The following is a 19669-nucleotide window of genomic DNA, read 5'->3' on the forward strand; positions in this document are numbered from 1 at the left end:
TAAATACTTTTTAATCAAAAAAGGAGGGCTTGCCCTCCTTTTTTGATGCTTAATTGATGGCTTGACCTTGTTCTAACTTTTTAATCATGGCTTCGACGCTGGTTTTGTTGAGGGCGTCGGGTGCTTGGGGAAGCGCGGCTTTCATGTATTCTAACGCTTTTTTGCTGTCGCCAATGGCCGAATAACCACGCGCTAAACCTACGTTGGTGGTAAATGTGTTGGGGTTTTTATCATAATTTACTTTGAATACCTCAAAGGCTTCTCGGGCGCGTTTGGCTGCCAGCAAGGTTCGGGCATATTGGTGGAGTTCGTTCATCGAGCCTAGTAGCAGGGCTTCCTTCATGAGTGCGTCGGCATCGGCGGTTTTGTTCATCTTTAACAACACGCCCGCTTTGGCGCTCAGGGTTTGGAAGTTTTTTTGCCCGATAAAAGGAGCTGAAATGCCTTGGTCGGCCCAGGCCAATGCTTTGTCTAAGGCAATGTTGTGTTGAACGCAGTAATTGGCGGCTTCTACAAACCCCTGCCATGCAAACCCAGGCGTGTTGCGAAGTTCGTTGGCAAACGAGGCTACTTGCGCGGCGTGAACATCGGTTTCTACCTTGAACGCAATCTGGCGTTTTTCCCACTGCATTGCTACGGTTACGCCGTTTTCGGTTTGGTCAGTGAACTCGTATTTGAGCCATTCCTCGCTTTGGGGAAGCGATTGGTTTTTGACTGCCACACGCAGGGCATCTTCGGTGGGGTCGTAGTAAAAACTACCCCAAGAGGTATGGTTTTTTGAAAAAATGAGGGTGGTTTCGTCTGCGCCTAGTATCATGTGGAGGCCGTAGGTGCCCGCAGGTAGGTCTTTTCCTTCGATTTTGACGGGGTAGGAGAACGAAATGGTTGTGTTTTCGTTGGCACCTGCGCGCCAAGGAGCGGCTTTGCTCGTACCAAAACCCAAGTCATTGAGGCCATAGGGGGCAATGGGCGTTCCCCAGATTTTTCCCTCACGACCTTTGACCCCAGGACGATGATAAGAAATGTCGATTTTCACCACGCCAACGTATTCAGAAACAAAGGCTTTTTTATTGCCACCATCGGGGGCGGTAGTGAGGCGGCCTTGGGCATGAAGCAGGGCGTAGGCACTAGCAATGTACCAGCTAAAAAGAAGGAAGAGACGTTTCATGGAAGATGAAGTTTTGTTTTCCTGCGAAGTAGAACAAAATTACTAGCATCTACATCCCCCTTTTTGGGGTATTTTGGCAAGAAACGAAGGTTATGGGAATAGCAAAACTATTTATAATCAGCCACGTTTTCCCAGTTCAATCACTTCCATTTGACTGATTTTACCGCTGTCTAAAACAAACCGCAAAAGGGTACGTATTTTGTGAAAACCTTCTCGGCCTGCCGCGCCTGGGTTGAGGTAAAGCATATTGTGAAGTTGCGGGTCGCGCATGACGCGGAGGATGTGCGAGTGCCCACACACAAAAATATCGGGCGTGGCATTGACCAACTCTGGTCGAACGTGCGGGTTGTATTTTGGGGGAGCGCCACCAATGTGCGTCATCCACACTCGAAAACCTTCCAGCTCAAAACGTTGGTGTTCGGGGGCTTGCCAGCGGACTTCTTTGGCGTCGATGTTGCCATATACCGCTCGTAGCGGTTTAAATTGAGCTAGTTTGTCCAAAATTTCGACGCTACCCACGTCGCCCGCGTGCCAAATTTCGTCGCATTGGTCAAAGTGGGTAAAAACGGCGTCGTCCAAAAAATGGTGGGTGTCAGAAATAAGACCGATACGTTTCATAAAGAATATCGAGTGTAGAGGGCAGAATGTCGAATTTTAGGTTACAACTACTTATTTCAACAACGTCTGAATCGCCATGCCGCTCATGATGAGGACAACTAGCCAGCCCGCAAGTTGTAACCAAAGCGGGTGTTGGTAGTTGCCGACCAATCGTTTGTTGCGAGCTGCAATGAGCATGACCGACAGCGCAATGGGTAGAATAAAACCATTGACGGTACCGACAAACACCAAAATCTGAACGGGTTTGCCAACGGCCAAAAAGATAACGGTAGAAACCGTAATAAACGCGACGGTTAGGTAACGGTGATTGCGTTCGAGGGATGGGTGGAAGGTACGTAAAAACGAAACCGATGTATAAGCCGAACCAATGACCGACGTAATGGCGGCACTCCACATCAAGACCCCAAACAAGCGATAACCTACCTGCCCAGCGGCCAACTGAAACACCGAAGCGGGCGGATTGTCTTTGCTCAAAGTAAGTCCCGTAGCCACGACCCCTAACGTTGCTAAAAACAAAAAGTAACGGATGATGGAAGTAACCAAAATACCTGTGGTAGCACTTCGGTTGACTTGGGGAAGGTACTGCGCCCCTTTTATACCCGCTTCGAGCAAGCGGTGGCCGCCCGCAAAAGTGATGTACCCGCCGACGGTTCCGCCAACGAGCGTGATGGTGGCAATGGGGTCAAATTGTTGGGGAGCAACGGTGCGTACAAGGGCCTCACCCACGGGAGGATAAGCCGAGAAAACTACGTAAGCGATAAGAAGTAACATTAAGATACCCAGATACTTGGCGAAGTTGTCCATGGCTTTGCCCGCTTCGGGAAGTAGAAACAAGGCGATGCCAATGCCTGCACTCACTAACGCGCCAATCTTGACATCCAACCCGCTCATGACTTCAATTCCTAAGCCTGCCCCTGCGACGTTACCAATGTTAAATGCCAATCCTCCGATGACTATCAGGGCTGAAAGTAAATAACCCAAGCCAAAAAATAGGTCGTTGGCGATGTCTTGGGCGCGTTTTTCGGTGATGGCAATGATGCGCCAAATATTCAACTGTGCCCCTAAATCAAGCAAAATCGAAAGCAGAATCACAAAGCCGAAGTTGGCGAGCAGTTGCTGGGTAAAAACGGTAGTTTGGGTCAAAAAGCCTGGGCCTACCGCCGAGGTCGCCATCAGAAAGGCAGCGCCAAGAAGTGTGTTCGTGGAGGAGGGAGGGTTCGTAGATGCTTTGCTCATTAGGGAAGGGAATTTTGCACAAAATCATAAAATTTGAACACAGATACAACAGATTAAACGGATTTACACTGATTTTTCTATTGCATACCATTGTAAATCTGTCTCCTCCGCCCAGTCTGTGTTCAAATTTTCTTCTCGTTATCAATGGCCCAAAATCAACTCCTTCATCTCTACCCGAATCCGTTTTTTGTCAATTTTACCCACCGACGTTTTCGGGATTTCGGGGACAAATTTAATGTTGTCAGGCACGTACCATTTGTTGATTTCGCCGCTGTCAACCCGTGCTTGGAGTCCTGCTTTGATTCCTTCGGGTGTGAGTTTGCCTTGGTAATCGGGTTTGATGACCAAAATGGCGTGGGGGCGTTCACCCCAACGGGGGTCGGGAAACCCAATCACCGCCGACTCGGCCACGCCTTCTACTTGCGAGAGCAAGTTCTCAATATCGAGCGAAGAAACCCATTCACCGCCCGTTTTGATGACATCCTTGACGCGGTCGGCGATGGTGACGTAATAATCGGTGCCAATCGCCGCTACGTCGCCCGTATGTAGCCATCCGCCTGCCCACAGTTTTTCCGACGCTTCAGCATCTTTATAATAGCCTTGTGACATCCATGGCCCACGTGCGACCAATTCGCCCACGGCATCGCCATCGTGTGGGAGTGAATTGCCGTCGTCGTCAATAATATCCAGTTCAACAAACGGCGCAATTTTCCCCGCTTTGGTTCGGAAGGGTAATTGTTCGTCGATACTCAATTGAAGTTGTTCGTCCGTCATGTGTACCACCGACATAATAGGCGCGGTTTCTGACATTCCGTAGCCTTGCGTCACGTTGATGCCCAGTTCTAACGCGGCTTTGGCCAGTCCTTTTGTAAGGGCCGAGCCGCCAATCAGAACGCTCCATTTACTCAAATCCACTTGTTTCGCTACGGGGCTGTTGACGAGCATATTGAGAATGGTCGGAACGCAGTGAGAGAAGGTCACTTTTTCTTTTAATAACAACCTCAACAACATTTCGGGTTCGTAACGCCCTGGATACACTTGTTTAAAGTTAAGCATGGTTGCCAAGTAAGGAAAGCCCCAGCCGTGGACGTGGAACAAGGGCGTGATGGGCATATACACATCGCGGTGGTCGAGTGGCAAAGCGCGGTAGCCAGGAAAATACGCCAACAAACAAAACGTGTGCATCACCAGTTGTCGATGCGAGAAATACACCCCTTTCGGGTTTCCCGTTGTACCTGTGGTGTAGAAAGTTGTAGCTAAGCTATTTTCGTCAAAATCAGAAAAGTCGTATTGGTCGGAGGCGTTACTAAGGAGGCTTTCGTATTCACCTTCAAGGCGAAACGAGGTTTCGACCAATGGCGCATTGGGGTCTTGATACACTTTATCACTGACGATGATAAATTTCTCGACGGTAGTAAGTTGGTCTTTGATGGCTTCGATGATGGGCACAAAATCCTCATGCACAATCACCACCTTGTCGTCGGCGTGGTTCATGGTATAGAGAATTTGGGCGGGCGAAAGCCGAACATTGATCGTATGTAAAACCGCTCCTAAACACGGTATCGCAAAGAAACACTCCAAATAACGGTGGCTATCCCAGTCCATAACGGCCACCGTATCACCTCCTTTTACCCCTATTTCGGTGAGGACATTAGCTAGTTGACGTACTCGTTTGTCAAAGGTGGTATAATTCATCCGAAACAAGTCACGGTACACGATTTCACGTTGTGGGTTGTATTTTGTGACTTGGTTGAACAACATTTTAATAATCAATGGCGGGTCGTAAGCCGAGGGCGTGCGGGGTATAATGCGCGTTTGAATCATTGCTAGCGAAAGGTTTTTTGTTTGGGTAAATTTATGTTTTTTCTTTGAATCGCTATAAAAAGTGGTGTGCTTCGAGTAAAATAACTTTTTTACCAATGAGTCAATGCGCCATTTTCTCTTCCAAAGCTTTAATTTTGGTATATATTGTTATGTTGATTAGTAAAAAAAGCTGATTTGTAACCAACTGATACATTTTTATTTAGAAGACAAAAAAAAATTTTTGAGTAGTAAAGTAGAGTTTGGCACGTAAGTTGTTTACAAGAATAGCATAGCTCACAAAAACAGTTTGTAATGAAGCAGATTTTAGGAGTAGGTTCTCGAGTACGTCATAGCGAGTTTGGAGATGGGGTAGTGATAAATGTGAAGTCGAGTAGTTATAGTATCACATTTATTGAGTACGGGAACAAGGTCATTAAATTGGACGCTCCTTTAGAGATTGTAGAAGCGGTTGAATTAGACACCGATTTGGTTAGTCTTTTTGATGTAGAACAATCTTTGACTAAAATTCTTCAAAAATGGCTGGATGTGAGTGAAGTTGTTCCATTGGGAGATAAATGGAAGGGTGGAAAATTGATTTTGAAGCCTGGACGAAGTGATTTGGCTCCCAAAGAAATGACGATTGATAGTTTTTTCCATAAAATCGTGATGACCCGCGACCGCCTACGCGTACTGGAACAACGTATCAATGCGAGTAAATTAGATGACGAAGAAAAAGTGAATATTCAGCAGTATATCACCAAGATTTACGGTTCGATGACCTCCTTCAACCTGCTCTTCAAACAAACTGAGCACTATTTTGTGGGGGAAAAATCTAGCAGTGATAACGCATAAAGAGCTTCTCAATTCACGTTTTTATGTGATTTGAATAAGGGGTAAAGTAAAAGCGGAGATCGCGGGGGGCCATGCCCCCCGCGACTTTTTTTTAGGCCCTTGGGTGGTATTTGGTGACTACCTCGCGGAGGTATTCGCGGTCGAGGTGAGTATAGATTTCGGTAGTAGTGATTGATTCGTGACCGAGCATTTCTTGAACGGCACGCAAGTCTGCCCCACCTTCGATGAGGTGCGTGGCAAAGGAATGACGAAAAGTGTGCGGGCTGACTTTTTTGGGTATTCCAGCCACTTCAACCAGGTTTTTGATGATTAAAAATACCATGACGCGGGTAAGCTGCTTACCCCGACGGTTCAAAAACACAAAATCTTCGTGGCCTTTCTGTACTTCGAGGGCGCTACGGGTATGGTTGACGTAAAGCAAAGTTTGTTTGACGGCATCGCTGCCAATGGGCACCAGTCGGGTCTTGCTTCCTTTTCCAATCACCCGCAAAAAACCTGCGTCAAAATAACAATTTGTGATTTGTAAATCGACCAGCTCAGATACCCGCAGTCCTGAACTGTACAGCACTTCCAACATGGCACGGTTGCGCATTCCTTCGGGGGTCGAAAGGTCATTGGCTTCCAACAACGCTAAAATTTCGGGGTAAGTGAGAACATCGGGCAAATGCCGCGACAAATGGGGAGATTCAATGAGTTGGGTTGGGTCAATTGTAAGGATATTTTCGAGAAGTAAGTACTTGAAAAATGCTTTAAGACCTGATAAAATTCGTGCTTGTGAATGCGCCGCCAGTCCCAAATCGTGCAGGTAGCCCAAAAATCCCAAAATATCGAACTCAACCACCGCCGTGATTTCTTTTCCTCCCATCAATTCGACGTATTCGGCGAGTTTGGTGGCATCGCGTACGTAAGCTTCCACGGAGTTGTCGGCCAGACCGCGTTCGAGGAGTAAAAAATCTTTAAAGTGTTTTAGGTAAATATCCCACATAAATAAGCCCTGTTGCTAAATGATGGCACAAAAGTACGGGCTTTTGGGTGGAAATCAGGAGGGCTGAAAAAACAAAAAGCTGCTCGAAATTTCGAACAGCTTTCCGACGTTATCCACACCATTTCTATAAATCCAATTTCTCGAATGAGAAAGAATTGAATTCGAGAACAAAGCTAATGCATTCTTTATTAAAATGAAATTAAAAAGTGCGAAATTTTTACTGAAACGGCTTTTATTCCTTTTGATACATACTAATTGCCCAATAAATGGTAAAACTAACTACAAGCGTTCCGACATAATAAGCGGCCAAGAGGGGATTAGACACGACGACGGCAATTAATGACACCAAAGTAAGCCCAAAAGCGCACCAAGGAATGTAGGGATAAGCAGGTGCACGAAAGGGCCGAGGGAGGTTGGGTTCGTTTTGGCGGAGGCGTATCACACAAATACTCCCAAAGCCATAAAGGGTAAGCGCTCCGAGCACTGATAACACGATGATGTCGGCCGAAGTATTGGACAACAAAACGATGATTCCGACTACCATATTTACCAACAACGCATTGGCGGGGGTTTGGAGTTTGGGGTGAATTTGACCCAAAATCCGTGGAAAGTGCCCAACGCGGCCCATCTCAAACGTGGCGCGTCCAGCTGCCATTAGCAACCCGTGAAACGAGGCTACCAAGCCAAACAAACCTGTTACAATAACGGCACTGTACCAAATTGAAGACTCACCGACCAAGCGTGCCAGTGCCAAAGGCAAGGGAGAGTCTGAAGAGCTGCCATCGGCTTTGTAGATGACAGCCTCCCAGCCCGCAATCCCTACCGAACCGATGAAGGTAATGCTACAAAGTATGACGAGGGTAAACATCGCAGAACCAAAGCCGCGTGTCAGGTCGCGTTGAGGGTTTTTGCTTTCTTCGGCGGCGTTGGCTAGTCCTTCGATGCCTAAAAAAAACCAAATGGCAAAAGGAATGGCAGCCCATACGCCCGACCAGCCATTGGGTAGGGCATTGTGCGATAAATGCTGAACCGAAACCGCCCCGAACGTAATGGAGGCAAATAATAAAAGCCCCGCAATGGCAACAAAGGTAATTAAGAGCTCAAAAGTAGCGGCCAACTTTACCCCAATGATGTTGAGCGAGGTAAATACGATATATGCACCGATGGCGGCATACGTGGGTGGTAATTCGGGGAAAAAAAGATTGACGTGGGCGCCTATTCCAACAGCGATGGCGGGGGGAGCCAAAACAAATTCAACGACTTGGGCAATGCCTGCTACAAACCCCCAGTCGCGACCTAATGCGCGAGTGGCGTAGTCAAAAATGCCGCCAGCCTTGGGAATAGCGCAGGAAAGCTCGGCGTAGCCAAACGTAAAACAGACGTACATAATGACAACGAGCCCCGTGGCAAGGGCCATGCCGAGGGAGCCGCCTTTTTCAAGGCCAAAATTCCAGCCAAAGTACATTCCTGATATAACGTAACCGACGCCCAGCCCCCAAAGTAAGGTGGGCGTAAGGGATGCTTCTAAATGGGTGTTGTTTGTTGAGTCCGACATGGTGGTGTGTCAGTGGGTTTAGTGAAAAAATAAAAAGTAACGAGGCTAGGCTATACTTGGAATGTCGATACCGTCACTAAGATGTCAAGGGCAATTAAAACGAGCGCGACCATCAAGAAATACCTGTATTTATTACTTACAACGGCCACTTTACGGCTATCAATTAGCCGATTTTCCACCGAATTGATGGCATCAACAACATCTCCGATGGCGTTTTGTTGGCTGTTGATTTCGAAATATTTTCCGTTGGTAGATTTTGCTAACTCTCTTAAATAAGCATTGTTGAGGTGCGTGGTTACAATTTGGTCGTTGTCGTCTTTTACCCATCCTGTTCCTTCTTTAATTCGGCCACCGTTGGTGGTGCCTATGCCCACAATCATCAGTTTAAGGTCAAATTTTTTGATATTGGTAAAAGTTTGACGTTCGCAGGCACCAAAATTTTCCCCGTCGGTCAGAAGTAAAATAATTTTTGAGGTATTGGTCGAACGGTTTTGGACAAGTTTTTCTACCCCCAAATCCAGCGCACTGCAAATATCAGTACCGTGGTTGCTGACTTGAGAGGTGTTGAGGGTTTGGGTAAACAAGCTGAAAGCGTTTAGGTCGAACGTAAGCGGAACTTGCAAAAATGGACTACTTGAAAAAATCATGAGGCCAAACCGATTTCCGCTGAGGGAAGTAGTGAGGCGTTGTAGTTCAAATTTGACTTTGTCGAGGCGAGAAGGCTGAACGTCAGTCGCATCCATTGATTTTGATACATCGACGAGCACCATGATGTCTTTTCCTTCAGCAATAATGTCGCGTTCGGGTTCACCAAAAAAAGGCCCTAAAATCGCTACAATCAACAGAGCAACGTAGGTAGTTCTCAAAAAAAACTTGATGACTACGCCCCGCGCAGTACTACCCAACGCCTTGGCAACGTACAAGGTTCGTCCAATGTACACACTGTACAAAATGAGGAATGCAGCAATAAAAATATACTCGACGAGTGTGAGTTCGTAGTTAAAATTCATATCAAAACCCTAAAATCCTGTTCAAATAAACAAAAAATCCCCAAAAGGTAAACCGTGAACTGTAAACTCTCCGCTAACTTTGCAGCATGGCAATGATAGGAACAGATATTTTAGCAGTAAAAAAACTCCTTGAAGCGGGGGAAGTGGTGGGAATTCCGACCGAAACGGTCTATGGTTTGGCAGGAAATGCGTTGAATGATGACGCTGTTCTTCAAATTTTTAAGGTTAAAAATCGTCCACAATTTGATCCACTGATTGTGCATACTAATTCGTTGGAGAAAGTCAAAACGTTTGTGGCTGATTTCCCACCCAAAGCCCAGCAATTGGCCGAAGCATTCTGGCCTGGGCCATTGACGCTGCTTTTGCCAAAGTCAGAAGCCATTTCTGATTTGGTAACGTCGGGGTTAGGAACGGTGGCGGTACGTATTCCGAACCATCCTCTGACGCTGGAGTTACTCTCCGAACTTGATTTTCCATTGGCAGCACCCAGTGCCAATCCTTTTGGCTACATTAGCCCGACCTCGGCGCAGCACGTTGAGAAACAGTTGGGTAAAAAAATACCTTACATTTTGGATGGAGGTGCCAGTCAAGTAGGAATTGAATCGACGATTGTGGGTTTTGAAGAAGAAGAAACGGTGGTGTATCGGTTGGGTGGAGCATCGGTAGAGGCCATCGAAAACGTAGTGGGTCCCGTCCGTTTGGTGGCACATTCAAGTTCCAATCCCAAAGCGCCAGGTATGTTAAAAAGCCATTATTCTCCCCGAAAACCGCTCTTTATTAATGCTTTGGAGGAGGTGGTGAAAGCGTATGACGCTCAAAAAGTAGGATATTTGACCTTCAAAAAAACGTCTCCGCTCGTTCCTGCCGAGCACCAGCGCATTTTATCGTCATCGGGGAGTTATGCTGAGGCGGCCAAGCACCTTTTTGCATACATGCGCCAACTTGATGCACTTGAGGTTGAGGTGATTTGTACTGAACTTTTGCCCGAAAAAGATTTAGGCCGAGCCATCAATGATCGTATCCGACGAGCAGCGGTTCGAGAGTGAAATGCTTTATTGGACACTTTGTCCCTTTTATGAACTTCAAAGTCGGATAATTAAGGCAGTTTTTATAGTGTTACAGTCAAACACTTATTGACTTGTTGTTGTTAGAAAAACATGGAAACCATTGATTTTGCCCAGCCCGATATTTTTGCCCAAACGGCTTTCTATATGTTTTTAGGCATTTTTGGGCGTTATGTGCTCATTGCTGCCTTGTTTTACTACTTGTTTAAAGTAAAATACCAAGCTTATTTTCAGCCAAGAGAAGTCAATTTACGACCTCGTCGTCCCGAACAGCATTGGCGCGAAATTGGCTTTTCGTTTATTACATCGGTTATTTTTGCCGTTGTAGGCACGGCCATGGTGGTGCTTTGGCAGAAGGGATATACAAAAATTTATACTGATTTTAGCCAATATTCTATTCTGTGGTTTGTGTTTAGTATTGGCTTAGTTTTGTTTTTGCATGAAACGTATTACTACTGGCTCCACCGCTGGATGCACCTTCCAAAGGTATATAAATGGGTGCACAAAGCCCACCACGATAGCATCACTACCTCCGCGTGGACGTCTTTTTCTTTTCACCCGACAGAGAGTATTTTACAGGCGTTAGTTCTGCCTGCGTTGACGTTTGTGATTCCCCTGCATTACAGCGCAATTGTGGTTATTTTGCTCATAATGACTACTACGAGCGTTATCAATCACCTGAATACGGAGCTTTATCCGCGCGATTTTCATCGGCATTGGTTTGGCAAATGGTGGATAGGTGCGACGCACCATAGCCTACACCATTCGCAGTTTAAGTACAACTACGGACTGTATTTTACCTTTTGGGATAAATGGGGTAAAACCGAAAGCCCTGATTACGACAAACTTTTTGATAAAAAGACTTCCCAAGTGGGCGAATCAGCTTGAACGCATTAAAGCATAGAACTACTATTTATGGCTCCAGAGGGCTACATCATAGTAGAATAAAGTGTACGCAATTTTGCAGAAAACCACATAGCTCACTTAGATTTTTCACATAGAAGACAAATCTAAAGTCCTAAGCGGCTGTTATCTCCATTTTCTATGTGTTTATTCTAATGTGATCTATGTGGTTTGGAATGAATGCTGATTAATCTTGCATTTATTTGTACCCCAAATAGACAGCCTCTTTGTACAAGTCAAGGTTATCTTTGTGTAAACTTTTTGAATCAAGCCCGCTATTTTTTACACAAATTTTCGTACACCAACTGGATAATTCCATCTTTTAGTCCCAAATCAGGAACGATAATTTCGGAGGCTCCCGCCCACTTCATCACCGAAATGTAGATGTCGGAAGCAGGTACGATGACGTCCGCGCGGTCGGCGTTAAGGCGAAGTTTATGGACGCGGTCTTCTTGGCTGAAGGAAGCAATGTAGTTGCGCATTCGAGCAAGTTCCTCGACAGACGTAGCGTTATCGGACGTTTTTGAGACCAAGTTAAAAAGCTTAGAAATGTTGCCGCCTGTTCCTACCGCCTTTACAGGCTCATAGCTGTCCACGTTTTCTTCAATCCAGCGTTCCATTTTTTGCCAAGCGCCTTTGCTTTCTTTGCCTTCTAGCAGCCGTACTGAACCAATCTTAAAGGACTTAGAAGCCACTTTTTGACGGTTAAAATACAGGTTTAGCTCCGTACTCCCACCCCCAACGTCGATGTGCAGGTATTGGCCATCTACCAGGGCCTGAACCACCACATTATTGATAAGTTCGGCCTCTTTGCTGCCGTCGATGATGTGGATTTTTATCCCTGTTTCATGGGCGATGCGTTCAACTACCTCGTGCCCATTGGCCGATTCGCGCATGGCGGAGGTAGCGCAAGCCATGTATCCTTCCACGTCATGAAGCTCTAGCAACAGCTTGTAACACTTCATGAGTTTGATGGTGCGTTCTTGGCTTTCGGGGGTTAGACTACCGTATGTAAACACATCATGCCCCAAGCGGAGTGGAAAGCGGACGTACTCTACCTTTTTGAAACTGGTGTAACCTCCATCTTTCAGAACCGATGAAATTTGCAAACGTGCCGCGTTTGAGCCAATATCAATTGCTGCTATTTTCAATTTTGTCTCAATTTAAGTTTCTGCAAAAGTAAACGGGAAAGAGCTACCATTAAATAACCTATTTCCTAATTTTTTGAAATATTAGGTAATCCTGCGTAGTTTTGTTGCCTTATATAATTCTGGTTGAATGAAAATCCTTGGAATTTCAGCATTTTATCACGACTCCGCAGCCGCCCTCATCGATAACGGCGAAATTGTAGCAGCAGCACAAGAAGAGCGTTTCACTCGTAAAAAACATGACCCTAATTTCCCTACCAATGCGGTCAAATACTGTTTAGAGTACGGTGGGACTACCCTCAATGAATTGGACGCTATTGTCTTCTATGACAAGCCCCTTTTGAAATTTGAGCGCTTGCTCGAAACCTATTATACCTTTGCTCCTAAGGGGTTGAAGTCATTTATTACGGCGATTCCTGTGTGGATCAAAGAAAAAATGTTCTTGAAGCGCCTTATCAACGAGGAATTAGAAAAAATAGGTTACGACAAAAAGAAGCCCGTTAAGCTTCTGTTCCCTGAGCACCACTTATCGCACGCAGCAAGTGCTTACTATCCATCTCCCTACGAAAAGGCAGCAGTCTTGACCATCGACGGGGTGGGTGAGTGGGCTACCGCTTCTATCTGTTTGGGTGAAGGAAACAAGATGTCAATTCTCAAAGAATTGCGGTTTCCGCACTCGTTGGGGTTGTTGTATTCTGCTTTTACGTACTTCTTAGGATTTAGAGTAAACTCGGGAGAGTACAAATTGATGGGATTGGCGCCTTACGGCAACCCCACTGCTCCCGAAGTTGATAAATACATCGAGACCATTAAAAAAGAACTGATTGAAATCAAAGAAGATGGCTCTATTTGGTTAGACCAACGCTATTTTGATTATGCAACAGGTTTAAAAATGGTAAACGAAGGTGAGTGGGAGCGCATGTTTGGCATGAAGACCCGCCGTCCTGAAGACCCGCTCGAAGCCCATCACTGTAACCTTGGGTTGGCGATTCAGCGCGTGACCGAAGAGGTGGTAGTGAAAATGGCACAAGAAGCCAAACGCCTCACAGGAGCCGATTATTTGTGCCTAGCGGGTGGGGTAGCACTCAACTGCGTATCGAACGGAAAATTACAAAAATCGAACGTTTTCAAAGAAGTATATATCCAACCTGCCGCAGGTGATGCTGGTGGGGCATTAGGAGCTGCTTTGACGGGTTATTATATTTATTTTGACCAAAAACGCGTCATTAACTACACGCGTGATGCCATGAGAGGTTCTTATTTAGGGCCTACTTTCTCTGACATCGACGTGGAGCTTGTCGCGAAAAAATACAAAGCTTCGTTTAAGCATTTTGACAAATTGGACGACTTAACCAAAGAAGTTGCTCAGATTTTGGCAGATGGAAACGTAGTAGGTTGGGTGCAAGGCCGTATGGAATTTGGACCACGGGCGTTGGGAGCGCGTAGTATTTTGGGCGATCCACGTAATGCCGAAATGCAGAAAAAACTCAACGTAAAAATCAAATACCGCGAGTCGTTCCGTCCGTTTGCGCCTTCGGTGTTGGCCGAAAAAGTAGGTGATTATTTCGACTACGAGGGAATTTCGCCTTATATGTTGCTGGTTCACCCTGTCAAAGATTCGCGTCGCAAACCTTTGCCAAAAGACTTTGATGGATTCGACTTGCGTAACAAGCTTTATTATTTGCGCTCTGATTTGCCATCGATTACCCACATCGACTTCTCGGCACGGATTCAGACTGTTCACCAAGATACCAACCCACGCTACTACCAGCTTATTAGCGATTTTGAGAAGTTGACAGGCTACGGAGTAATCGTAAACACCAGTTTCAACGTACGTGGGGAGCCTATCGTTAGCACGCCAAATGATGCCTACCGCTGTTTCATGCGTACCGAAATGGACTACTTGGTGGTAGGTAACTATTTGTTTGACAAACGTCAACAGCCTGAGTGGCAAGATACCGATAACTGGAAAGAAGAGTTTGTCCTCGATTAAAAAATGACTTCAAAACTCGTCACGTCTGTTTTTAGACTTTTATTGCTTGGTATTCCATTTGTCTTGTTGTTTTTCCCTGACAAATGGAATATCAAATTTGACTACCCCTATGCAGGGTTAGTTGATAACTTCTACATTCGCCTTGCCAAGGCCATGACCTTGCTTTTGGTGCTGGTAGAATTGCTCCGCATGTTTTATTACGGAGTAATCAAAAACGAAAAAAGTAACAAGATTATCGCTAACATCGCCACCTTGGGGATTATGGTGGTTTGGTTGGTGGGATTGTTGGAAATAACCTTCATGTTTATTTCGCAAAGCCACGAAGGTGACCTTAGCAAAGCCTCTCAGATTTGGTTTGCCAAATACTGGCGTCCCATCACAGCTGAGGGTTACCGCGATTTTCCTAAAACAAACGCCGAAAAGAAAAAGAAGGTATTGGTTTTGGGAGACTCGTTTGCGGCGGGGCACGGATTGGAAAATACGGAAGATCGTTTCTCTGACCAATTAGAACAAAAGCTCGGAGCAGATAACTACGCTGTTTACAATTTAGGGGTTTCAGGTTCAGACACGCGCGATGAGTTTCAGCGTTTGCAGAAGTTTCCCGTAAAGCCCGAAGTATTGGTGCTGGAGTATTTTCCGAACGACATTGAGAAAGCGGCGCGCGATGCTAAATTGACTTTGGCACAGTTTCAACCTTACGATGACATTAAAATTCCAGGAGCAGGTTCGCTGGTGATGCGTTTTTATTTTCCCAACTACCTCTATTGGCAATTTCCGCACATGCCTCCTGCGTCGATTACCGATTTTGTTCAAAAATCATACACCGACACAACGATTCTGAACCCACACTTGCGTGACTTACAGAAAATTGTGGATTATGCGCGCCAAAACAACGCTCCCATGTACGTGGTGATGGTGCCGTTTTTACAGAACGTTGAAAAAAGCAATGGTTATACCAAGCCTATTGAAGACTTTTTCATTAATCAGAAAATTCCAGTCGTTCGCCTTAGCGATCATTTGGGCAGTATTCCCCCAAAGGAGCGAATTGTGGGTAAAAACGACGGTCATGCAAGCGCCAAAGTAAATGCGTTGATTGCCGACTTATTATATAAACAGATTCATGCAAGCACCCCGTAACAGTGTGAGGCAGAAAGGTTTGTTTGCATTAATTACCATCGTATTGATTGGGCTTTTTTGCGAACTAGCTTTTCGTCTAACCCTGAAAATCAGCAAAGAAATTCCTTTTGTTAGACCCGACTTGGCCGTTGAGGAACATTTTTATAAGGAATTGAAACTCGTTCAAAATTCGACTATTTCAACGGATAATGATTCGTTGGATGTGCTTATTTTGGGTGGGTCGGTTGTGGCTGATGAATGGAGGAGTAAAGTAGCTCGCTATCTGCAAGATTCGCTACGAAAAGGACTAAATACGTCTAAAGTTCGGTATTTTAACTTAGCCAATTTGGGTCATAATACCAACGACAACTTGTATAAATACAAGATGTTGGGAGACAAACGCTTCGATTTGGTGGTTTTTTATGAAGGGATTAACGAGACCCGTTTCAACAATGTACCCGCATCGTTGTTCCGCTCTGATTATACCCACGTGCGCTGGTACCACGACATAGCTTTGATAAAACAACACCCTGAGATGCGTTATACAGTGATTCCGTTTACGGTTCACTTGTTCTTAAATTACGCCTCTACGCTTGTGGGGAAACGGTATTTTATCAACGATACTCCCGACGAACGCTTTTATTCGGAAGCGTTTGACGTTAAAACCGCCCCTACGTATCGAAAAAATCTAAGTCAGATTGTAGCAACAGCACAGGCGCGTAAAGAGCCACTTATTTTGGTGAACTTTACCTATTACATCCCCGAAAAATGGCGTAAATCAAATTTTAAAGATCAAGAATGGGATTATGCGGGCTGTGATTTATCATCGCCTATTCGGACGTGGGGAACGCCCTTGGCAGTAGAGAAAGGAATTTTGACCCACCGCGCCATGATGCAACAAATTGCGAACGAGAACAAGGGTGTATATTACCTAGATATGATGCCACTTTTGCCGCGTGAAGGCCGAAATTTCTGTGATATTTGCCATTTGACGGACGATGGTAGTCGGGTGTTTGCCAATAATGTGGCCTCCTATGTTTTGAAAAACAATATGATTCGCAGCTCATATTGAGTTGGTTATCGTAATATTGGTTATTTTTGCGGGCGTCAGAGGGTTACGCAAAACCTCGGCTAGGCTAGTAACAACGATTAAATTTGCACTATAAAAACGTTTTAAAAAAATGGATTTTCTAAAAGACTTGTTGGCGTTCTTGAGCGAGCGTAAAAAATGGTGGTTAGCTCCAATGATCATCCTTTTGTTATTGATTGGTATCATCATCGTGATTGGTGGTGGCTCGGCCGTAGCACCTTTCATTTATACATTGTTTTAATTGAATGTTATCCGTTATTGGTTATCAGACTTCCTAATAACCAGTAACGGATAACAGATAACTTTTTCCCTAAAAATGTCAGAAGCAGAAAAAAGTAAAGCCCAGTTGGTGATTGTTACTGGGCTGGTGGTGTTTTCGTTTATTTTCAAAAATGCAGCTACGTATCTTTTGTATGCGGCAGGGGCAGTGGGACTTATCAGCATTTTTATCCCAATCGTTGGCGATTTTATCGTTAAAATCTGGTTTAAAATCGCGGAAGGACTTGGCTGGTTTAACTCACGCGTTATTTTGACGGTTCTCTTTTACGTGTTTTTGTGGCCGATTGCGACACTTTATCGCCTTTCTACCAAAAATCCAATGAACGTAAAACGCCCAGATTCAAATACGGTGTATGCAGAAAGAAATCATACTTATACACCCAAAGATTTGGAGCAAATTTGGTAGTTAGCTTCCCTTTTGCTTAGTTACAGACAACATTTGTTTCGATGGCGCGGCTTTTATGCTGCGCCATCGTTTTTTTAAGGAGACGTACCACTCGGTGCATTTCTACTTCGGTGCCAATGGTAAGGCGGAGGCAGTTTTGGAGCGGATAACCTACCAAAATACGATTGGCTTGGAGGGCAAATTTGAGGTTGTTATATAAATCCTCATCGTGAAAACGGAGCAACAAAAAGTTGGCCGCTGAAGGCTGAACTGAAAACGTATGAGGGGTAGCCACTTCGTCGATAAGCTGATAAACAAAATCGCGCAAGTTGTTGATACGTTGGATATTGGCTTGCTGGAATTTGATAAACTCCGCGTTGGTAAGCGCTTCTGAAACAATAACTTCCGTAAAACAATTGACCGTAAAAGGAATCGTATATTTCTTCACTAATTGGATAAGAGCTGCGTTGCCAGCGGCATAACCAAAACGAACACTAGGTAAGCCGTACCCTTTTGAAAATGTACGGAGTACGAGTAAGTTGGCATAGTGTTGTACCAATGAAAGTGCCGTTTCGCCCCCAAAATCACCGTAAGCTTCATCAATTACAAAGACACATTCGGGGTGTTTTTCTAGCAATGTTTGAAGCTCTGCCAACGGAAGTGTTGCGCCCGTTGGGTTGTTGGGAGAGGTTAACACCACCAACGCAGGCTCCGTCACTTGAGGAAAAGACGCTAGGTCAAAACCCGTGTTTGGTGACAATATCCATTCTTTATAGCTCATCCGTTCGTTTTGACATACTTGGTGGTAAAACGTAAACGTAGGGCTTTCGAGAATGGCCGTCGAAAATACCTTCGAAAAGCAGCTGACGATTTGTTGGATGAGTTGTGAAGAACCATTTCCCAAGAGTATGTTTTCAGAGGTTACATTGGCTTGTTGGGCAATGAGCGCTTTGAGTGCGGTATTGTGAAAATCGGGATAGTGATTCCAGGCCAACGATGCCATTTTGGCGGTCAACTGCTGCTTTAATGCTTCGGGTAAATCGAAAGGCGTTTCGTTGCAGTGAAGCCGAGCGACAGTTTCAGGTGTTTCGACTGAGATAGTTTGTGGAGTAAAGGCAAATGATTTCCGTATCTCGCGGGGTACCGCCAGTTGTGCAATTGAGTTCATGGTTCTGTTATGTTAGAAAAAGGTTCAGAGAGTTATTTGAAGCGTTTAGTATGGCTTATCGTCAGCTAAGGTTGTTGAAAGTTTTACCCGCTAATTGGCGCAGATTTTCGCTGACCGTTTCTGCGCTACTCCGCGGGTAATAATTCTGCGAAATCTGCGGGTAAAACAATAAAATGATTAAACAGCCCAGAAAAGACTTGTAATTTCTTCTCCTTCAAAGACCGTGGCGTAGCGATTGGGCAGGTCGGTTTGCAAATCTGTTCCGTTGAGGTGGGTGTATTGGAACTGAGCCTCGCGTTTTTCAAGTTGGAATCCAGTTTCGGTCAGCAGTTGTTCCCATTGCTCAGTGGCGTAGTGTTTTTCTACGCGAACTTCCTCCGAATTGCCCAGAACATCGTCGATTTCACGGCTAAAGAACAGTTTCAACGCTGCTTTTTCCGTATTGGTTATGTCGAGGGTATCAATAATTCTGAACAACGCGCCGTAGTGATTGACGCAATTTTGGAAGCGACGCTGGTAATTGGGTTCATAATGGTTTGAATTGGGTTCGCTCAAGGCCAATGCTTTAATACCGAGCGTTTTTAGTAATTCAAACACCGTTTTACGTTGCGAAGCGTGTTGAATATGGTGTAAGGCAAACGAGGCGTTGGCATAAATTCCGTCGTGTTGCGCGGGGAGAAGTGCTTGCAGCGTTTCCAAGGTATAGTTTTCGATAAATGCGACTTCCGTTACCAATTCAACCGTGAATGGGGCTTGGGCACTTCCGCGTTTTACATTTTCGTGGGCAGTCGTCACGGCATCTGCAAATGGCTCAATGCCAACGACAGTTAGGTGCTTGACGTTGCTGTTTTCTTTTTTAGACAACCCTTCAATGATGTTAGCCACCTGAAAACCAGTTCCGATACCGATGTCCATCAAGACGGGATGCGTGTGCTGGGCGAGGGCGTCAATCAATAAAGTATTGGTGCAATGTTGGCTCAAATTTGCCAATGGAAATTGTTGAATCAACAATTCAAACAAACGAATTTGGGGAATTTCAAAACGTTGTAAATAAATATGTTCTTGGCTTTGTGTACCTGTAGTGTGCTTACGCATGGCTTTCGTAAGCGTGTAATTGAACAGTGACTCGGGGTTTTCTAAATCTTCGACTGACTCAAAATAAATGTCGCTAAGGGTTTGATTATCAGCTTCGGTGAGCGAATGAGGCATCCGACTAGCTAGGTCATGTAAAGAAGTCAAGGCGGTAGTTGCGAGAAAGTCCATTGTCGAGCGCGGTTGTGTTTTTGTTTGATGGTT

Annotated in this window: 18 protein-coding genes; 8 read left to right on the forward strand and 10 right to left on the reverse strand. The window is 45.2% G+C overall.

The genetic code is table 11. The annotated features are described in order from the left end of the window. Positions 1–49 precede the first annotated feature (49 nt). The 4 genes from FHS57_RS02255 to FHS57_RS02270 form a co-directional block, all read right to left on the reverse strand. Entirely contained in the window at positions 50–1168 is a 1119-nt protein-coding gene (locus FHS57_RS02255; RefSeq protein WP_183971225.1) for a DUF2911 domain-containing protein, read from the reverse strand. A gap of 117 nt (positions 1169–1285) precedes the next feature. After that, positions 1286–1786, reverse strand: a complete 501-nt coding sequence (locus tag FHS57_RS02260; RefSeq protein ID WP_183971226.1) for a metallophosphoesterase family protein — start codon at positions 1784–1786, stop codon at positions 1286–1288. 51 nt (positions 1787–1837) lie between these two features. Further along, entirely contained in the window at positions 1838–3022 is a 1185-nt protein-coding gene (locus tag FHS57_RS02265; protein ID WP_183971227.1) for an NRAMP family divalent metal transporter, read from the reverse strand. A gap of 141 nt (positions 3023–3163) precedes the next feature. Then, positions 3164–4846: a fatty acid--CoA ligase gene (locus FHS57_RS02270; protein ID WP_183971228.1), complete on the reverse strand. Its 1683-nt coding sequence runs from the start codon at positions 4844–4846 to the stop codon at positions 3164–3166. Between the two features lie 291 nt (positions 4847–5137). Here FHS57_RS02270 and FHS57_RS02275 point away from each other — a divergent pair, with 291 nt between their 5' ends. Next, complete coding sequence (locus FHS57_RS02275) at positions 5138–5677, forward strand: DUF8685 domain-containing protein (RefSeq protein WP_183971229.1); 540 nt, start codon at positions 5138–5140, stop codon at positions 5675–5677. 91 nt (positions 5678–5768) lie between these two features. Here the strand turns inward: FHS57_RS02275 and xerD are convergent, their stop codons facing one another. From xerD to FHS57_RS02290, 3 genes are all read right to left on the reverse strand, one after another. Next, positions 5769–6662, reverse strand: coding sequence for a site-specific tyrosine recombinase XerD (xerD, locus tag FHS57_RS02280; protein WP_183971230.1), 894 nt, complete (start codon positions 6660–6662; stop codon positions 5769–5771). 232 nt (positions 6663–6894) lie between these two features. Then, on the reverse strand, positions 6895–8217 hold the full coding sequence (gene eat, locus FHS57_RS02285) for an ethanolamine permease (protein ID WP_183971231.1): 1323 nt from the start codon (positions 8215–8217) through the stop codon (positions 6895–6897). 50 nt (positions 8218–8267) lie between these two features. Then, positions 8268–9227, reverse strand: coding sequence for a vWA domain-containing protein (locus FHS57_RS02290; RefSeq protein WP_183971232.1), 960 nt, complete (start codon positions 9225–9227; stop codon positions 8268–8270). Positions 9228–9313: 86 nt separating this feature from the next. On the opposite strand from FHS57_RS02290, the gene FHS57_RS02295 reads away from it, so the two are divergent. Further along, complete coding sequence (locus tag FHS57_RS02295) at positions 9314–10273, forward strand: L-threonylcarbamoyladenylate synthase (RefSeq protein ID WP_183971233.1); 960 nt, start codon at positions 9314–9316, stop codon at positions 10271–10273. A gap of 111 nt (positions 10274–10384) precedes the next feature. Beyond that, positions 10385–11179 carry a sterol desaturase family protein gene (locus FHS57_RS02300; protein ID WP_183971234.1) on the forward strand — a complete coding sequence of 265 codons (795 nt, stop codon included), beginning with the start codon at positions 10385–10387 and terminating at the stop codon, positions 11177–11179. Positions 11180–11469: 290 nt separating this feature from the next. Here FHS57_RS02300 and FHS57_RS02305 read toward each other — a convergent pair whose 3' ends face one another. Next, a complete protein-coding gene (locus FHS57_RS02305; RefSeq protein ID WP_183971235.1) occupies positions 11470–12345 on the reverse strand; it encodes a Ppx/GppA phosphatase family protein in 876 nt (291 codons plus the stop codon). 127 nt (positions 12346–12472) lie between these two features. Between FHS57_RS02305 and FHS57_RS02310 the strand changes: the two genes are divergently transcribed. From FHS57_RS02310 to FHS57_RS02330, 5 genes are all read left to right on the forward strand, one after another. Further along, positions 12473–14335, forward strand: a complete 1863-nt coding sequence (locus FHS57_RS02310) for a carbamoyltransferase family protein (RefSeq protein WP_183971236.1) — start codon at positions 12473–12475, stop codon at positions 14333–14335. A gap of 3 nt (positions 14336–14338) precedes the next feature. Next, complete coding sequence (locus FHS57_RS02315; RefSeq protein ID WP_183971237.1) at positions 14339–15472, forward strand: SGNH/GDSL hydrolase family protein; 1134 nt, start codon at positions 14339–14341, stop codon at positions 15470–15472. After that, on the forward strand, positions 15456–16523 hold the full coding sequence (locus FHS57_RS02320) for a hypothetical protein (RefSeq protein WP_183971238.1): 1068 nt from the start codon (positions 15456–15458) through the stop codon (positions 16521–16523). Before FHS57_RS02315 ends, FHS57_RS02320 begins: the two co-directional genes overlap by 17 nt. 109 nt (positions 16524–16632) lie before the next feature. Further along, positions 16633–16782 (forward strand): DUF5989 family protein, encoded by a 150-nt coding sequence (locus FHS57_RS02325; protein ID WP_164489795.1) that lies wholly within the window; start codon positions 16633–16635, stop codon positions 16780–16782. Positions 16783–16857: 75 nt separating this feature from the next. Beyond that, a complete protein-coding gene (locus FHS57_RS02330; RefSeq protein ID WP_028521804.1) occupies positions 16858–17226 on the forward strand; it encodes an SxtJ family membrane protein in 369 nt (122 codons plus the stop codon). Between the two features lie 16 nt (positions 17227–17242). Here FHS57_RS02330 and FHS57_RS02335 read toward each other — a convergent pair whose 3' ends face one another. Both FHS57_RS02335 and FHS57_RS02340 read right to left on the reverse strand, forming a co-directional pair. Next, positions 17243–18373, reverse strand: a complete 1131-nt coding sequence (locus FHS57_RS02335) for a pyridoxal phosphate-dependent aminotransferase (protein WP_183971239.1) — start codon at positions 18371–18373, stop codon at positions 17243–17245. Between the two features lie 177 nt (positions 18374–18550). Then, on the reverse strand, positions 18551–19636 hold the full coding sequence (locus FHS57_RS02340; RefSeq protein WP_229601237.1) for a GRAS family protein: 1086 nt from the start codon (positions 19634–19636) through the stop codon (positions 18551–18553). Positions 19637–19669: the final 33 nt, after the last annotated feature.

Origin of the sequence: Runella defluvii (genome assembly GCF_014195535.1) — a bacterium.
GTDB classification, from domain to species: Bacteria; Bacteroidota; Bacteroidia; order Cytophagales; family Spirosomataceae; genus Runella; species Runella defluvii.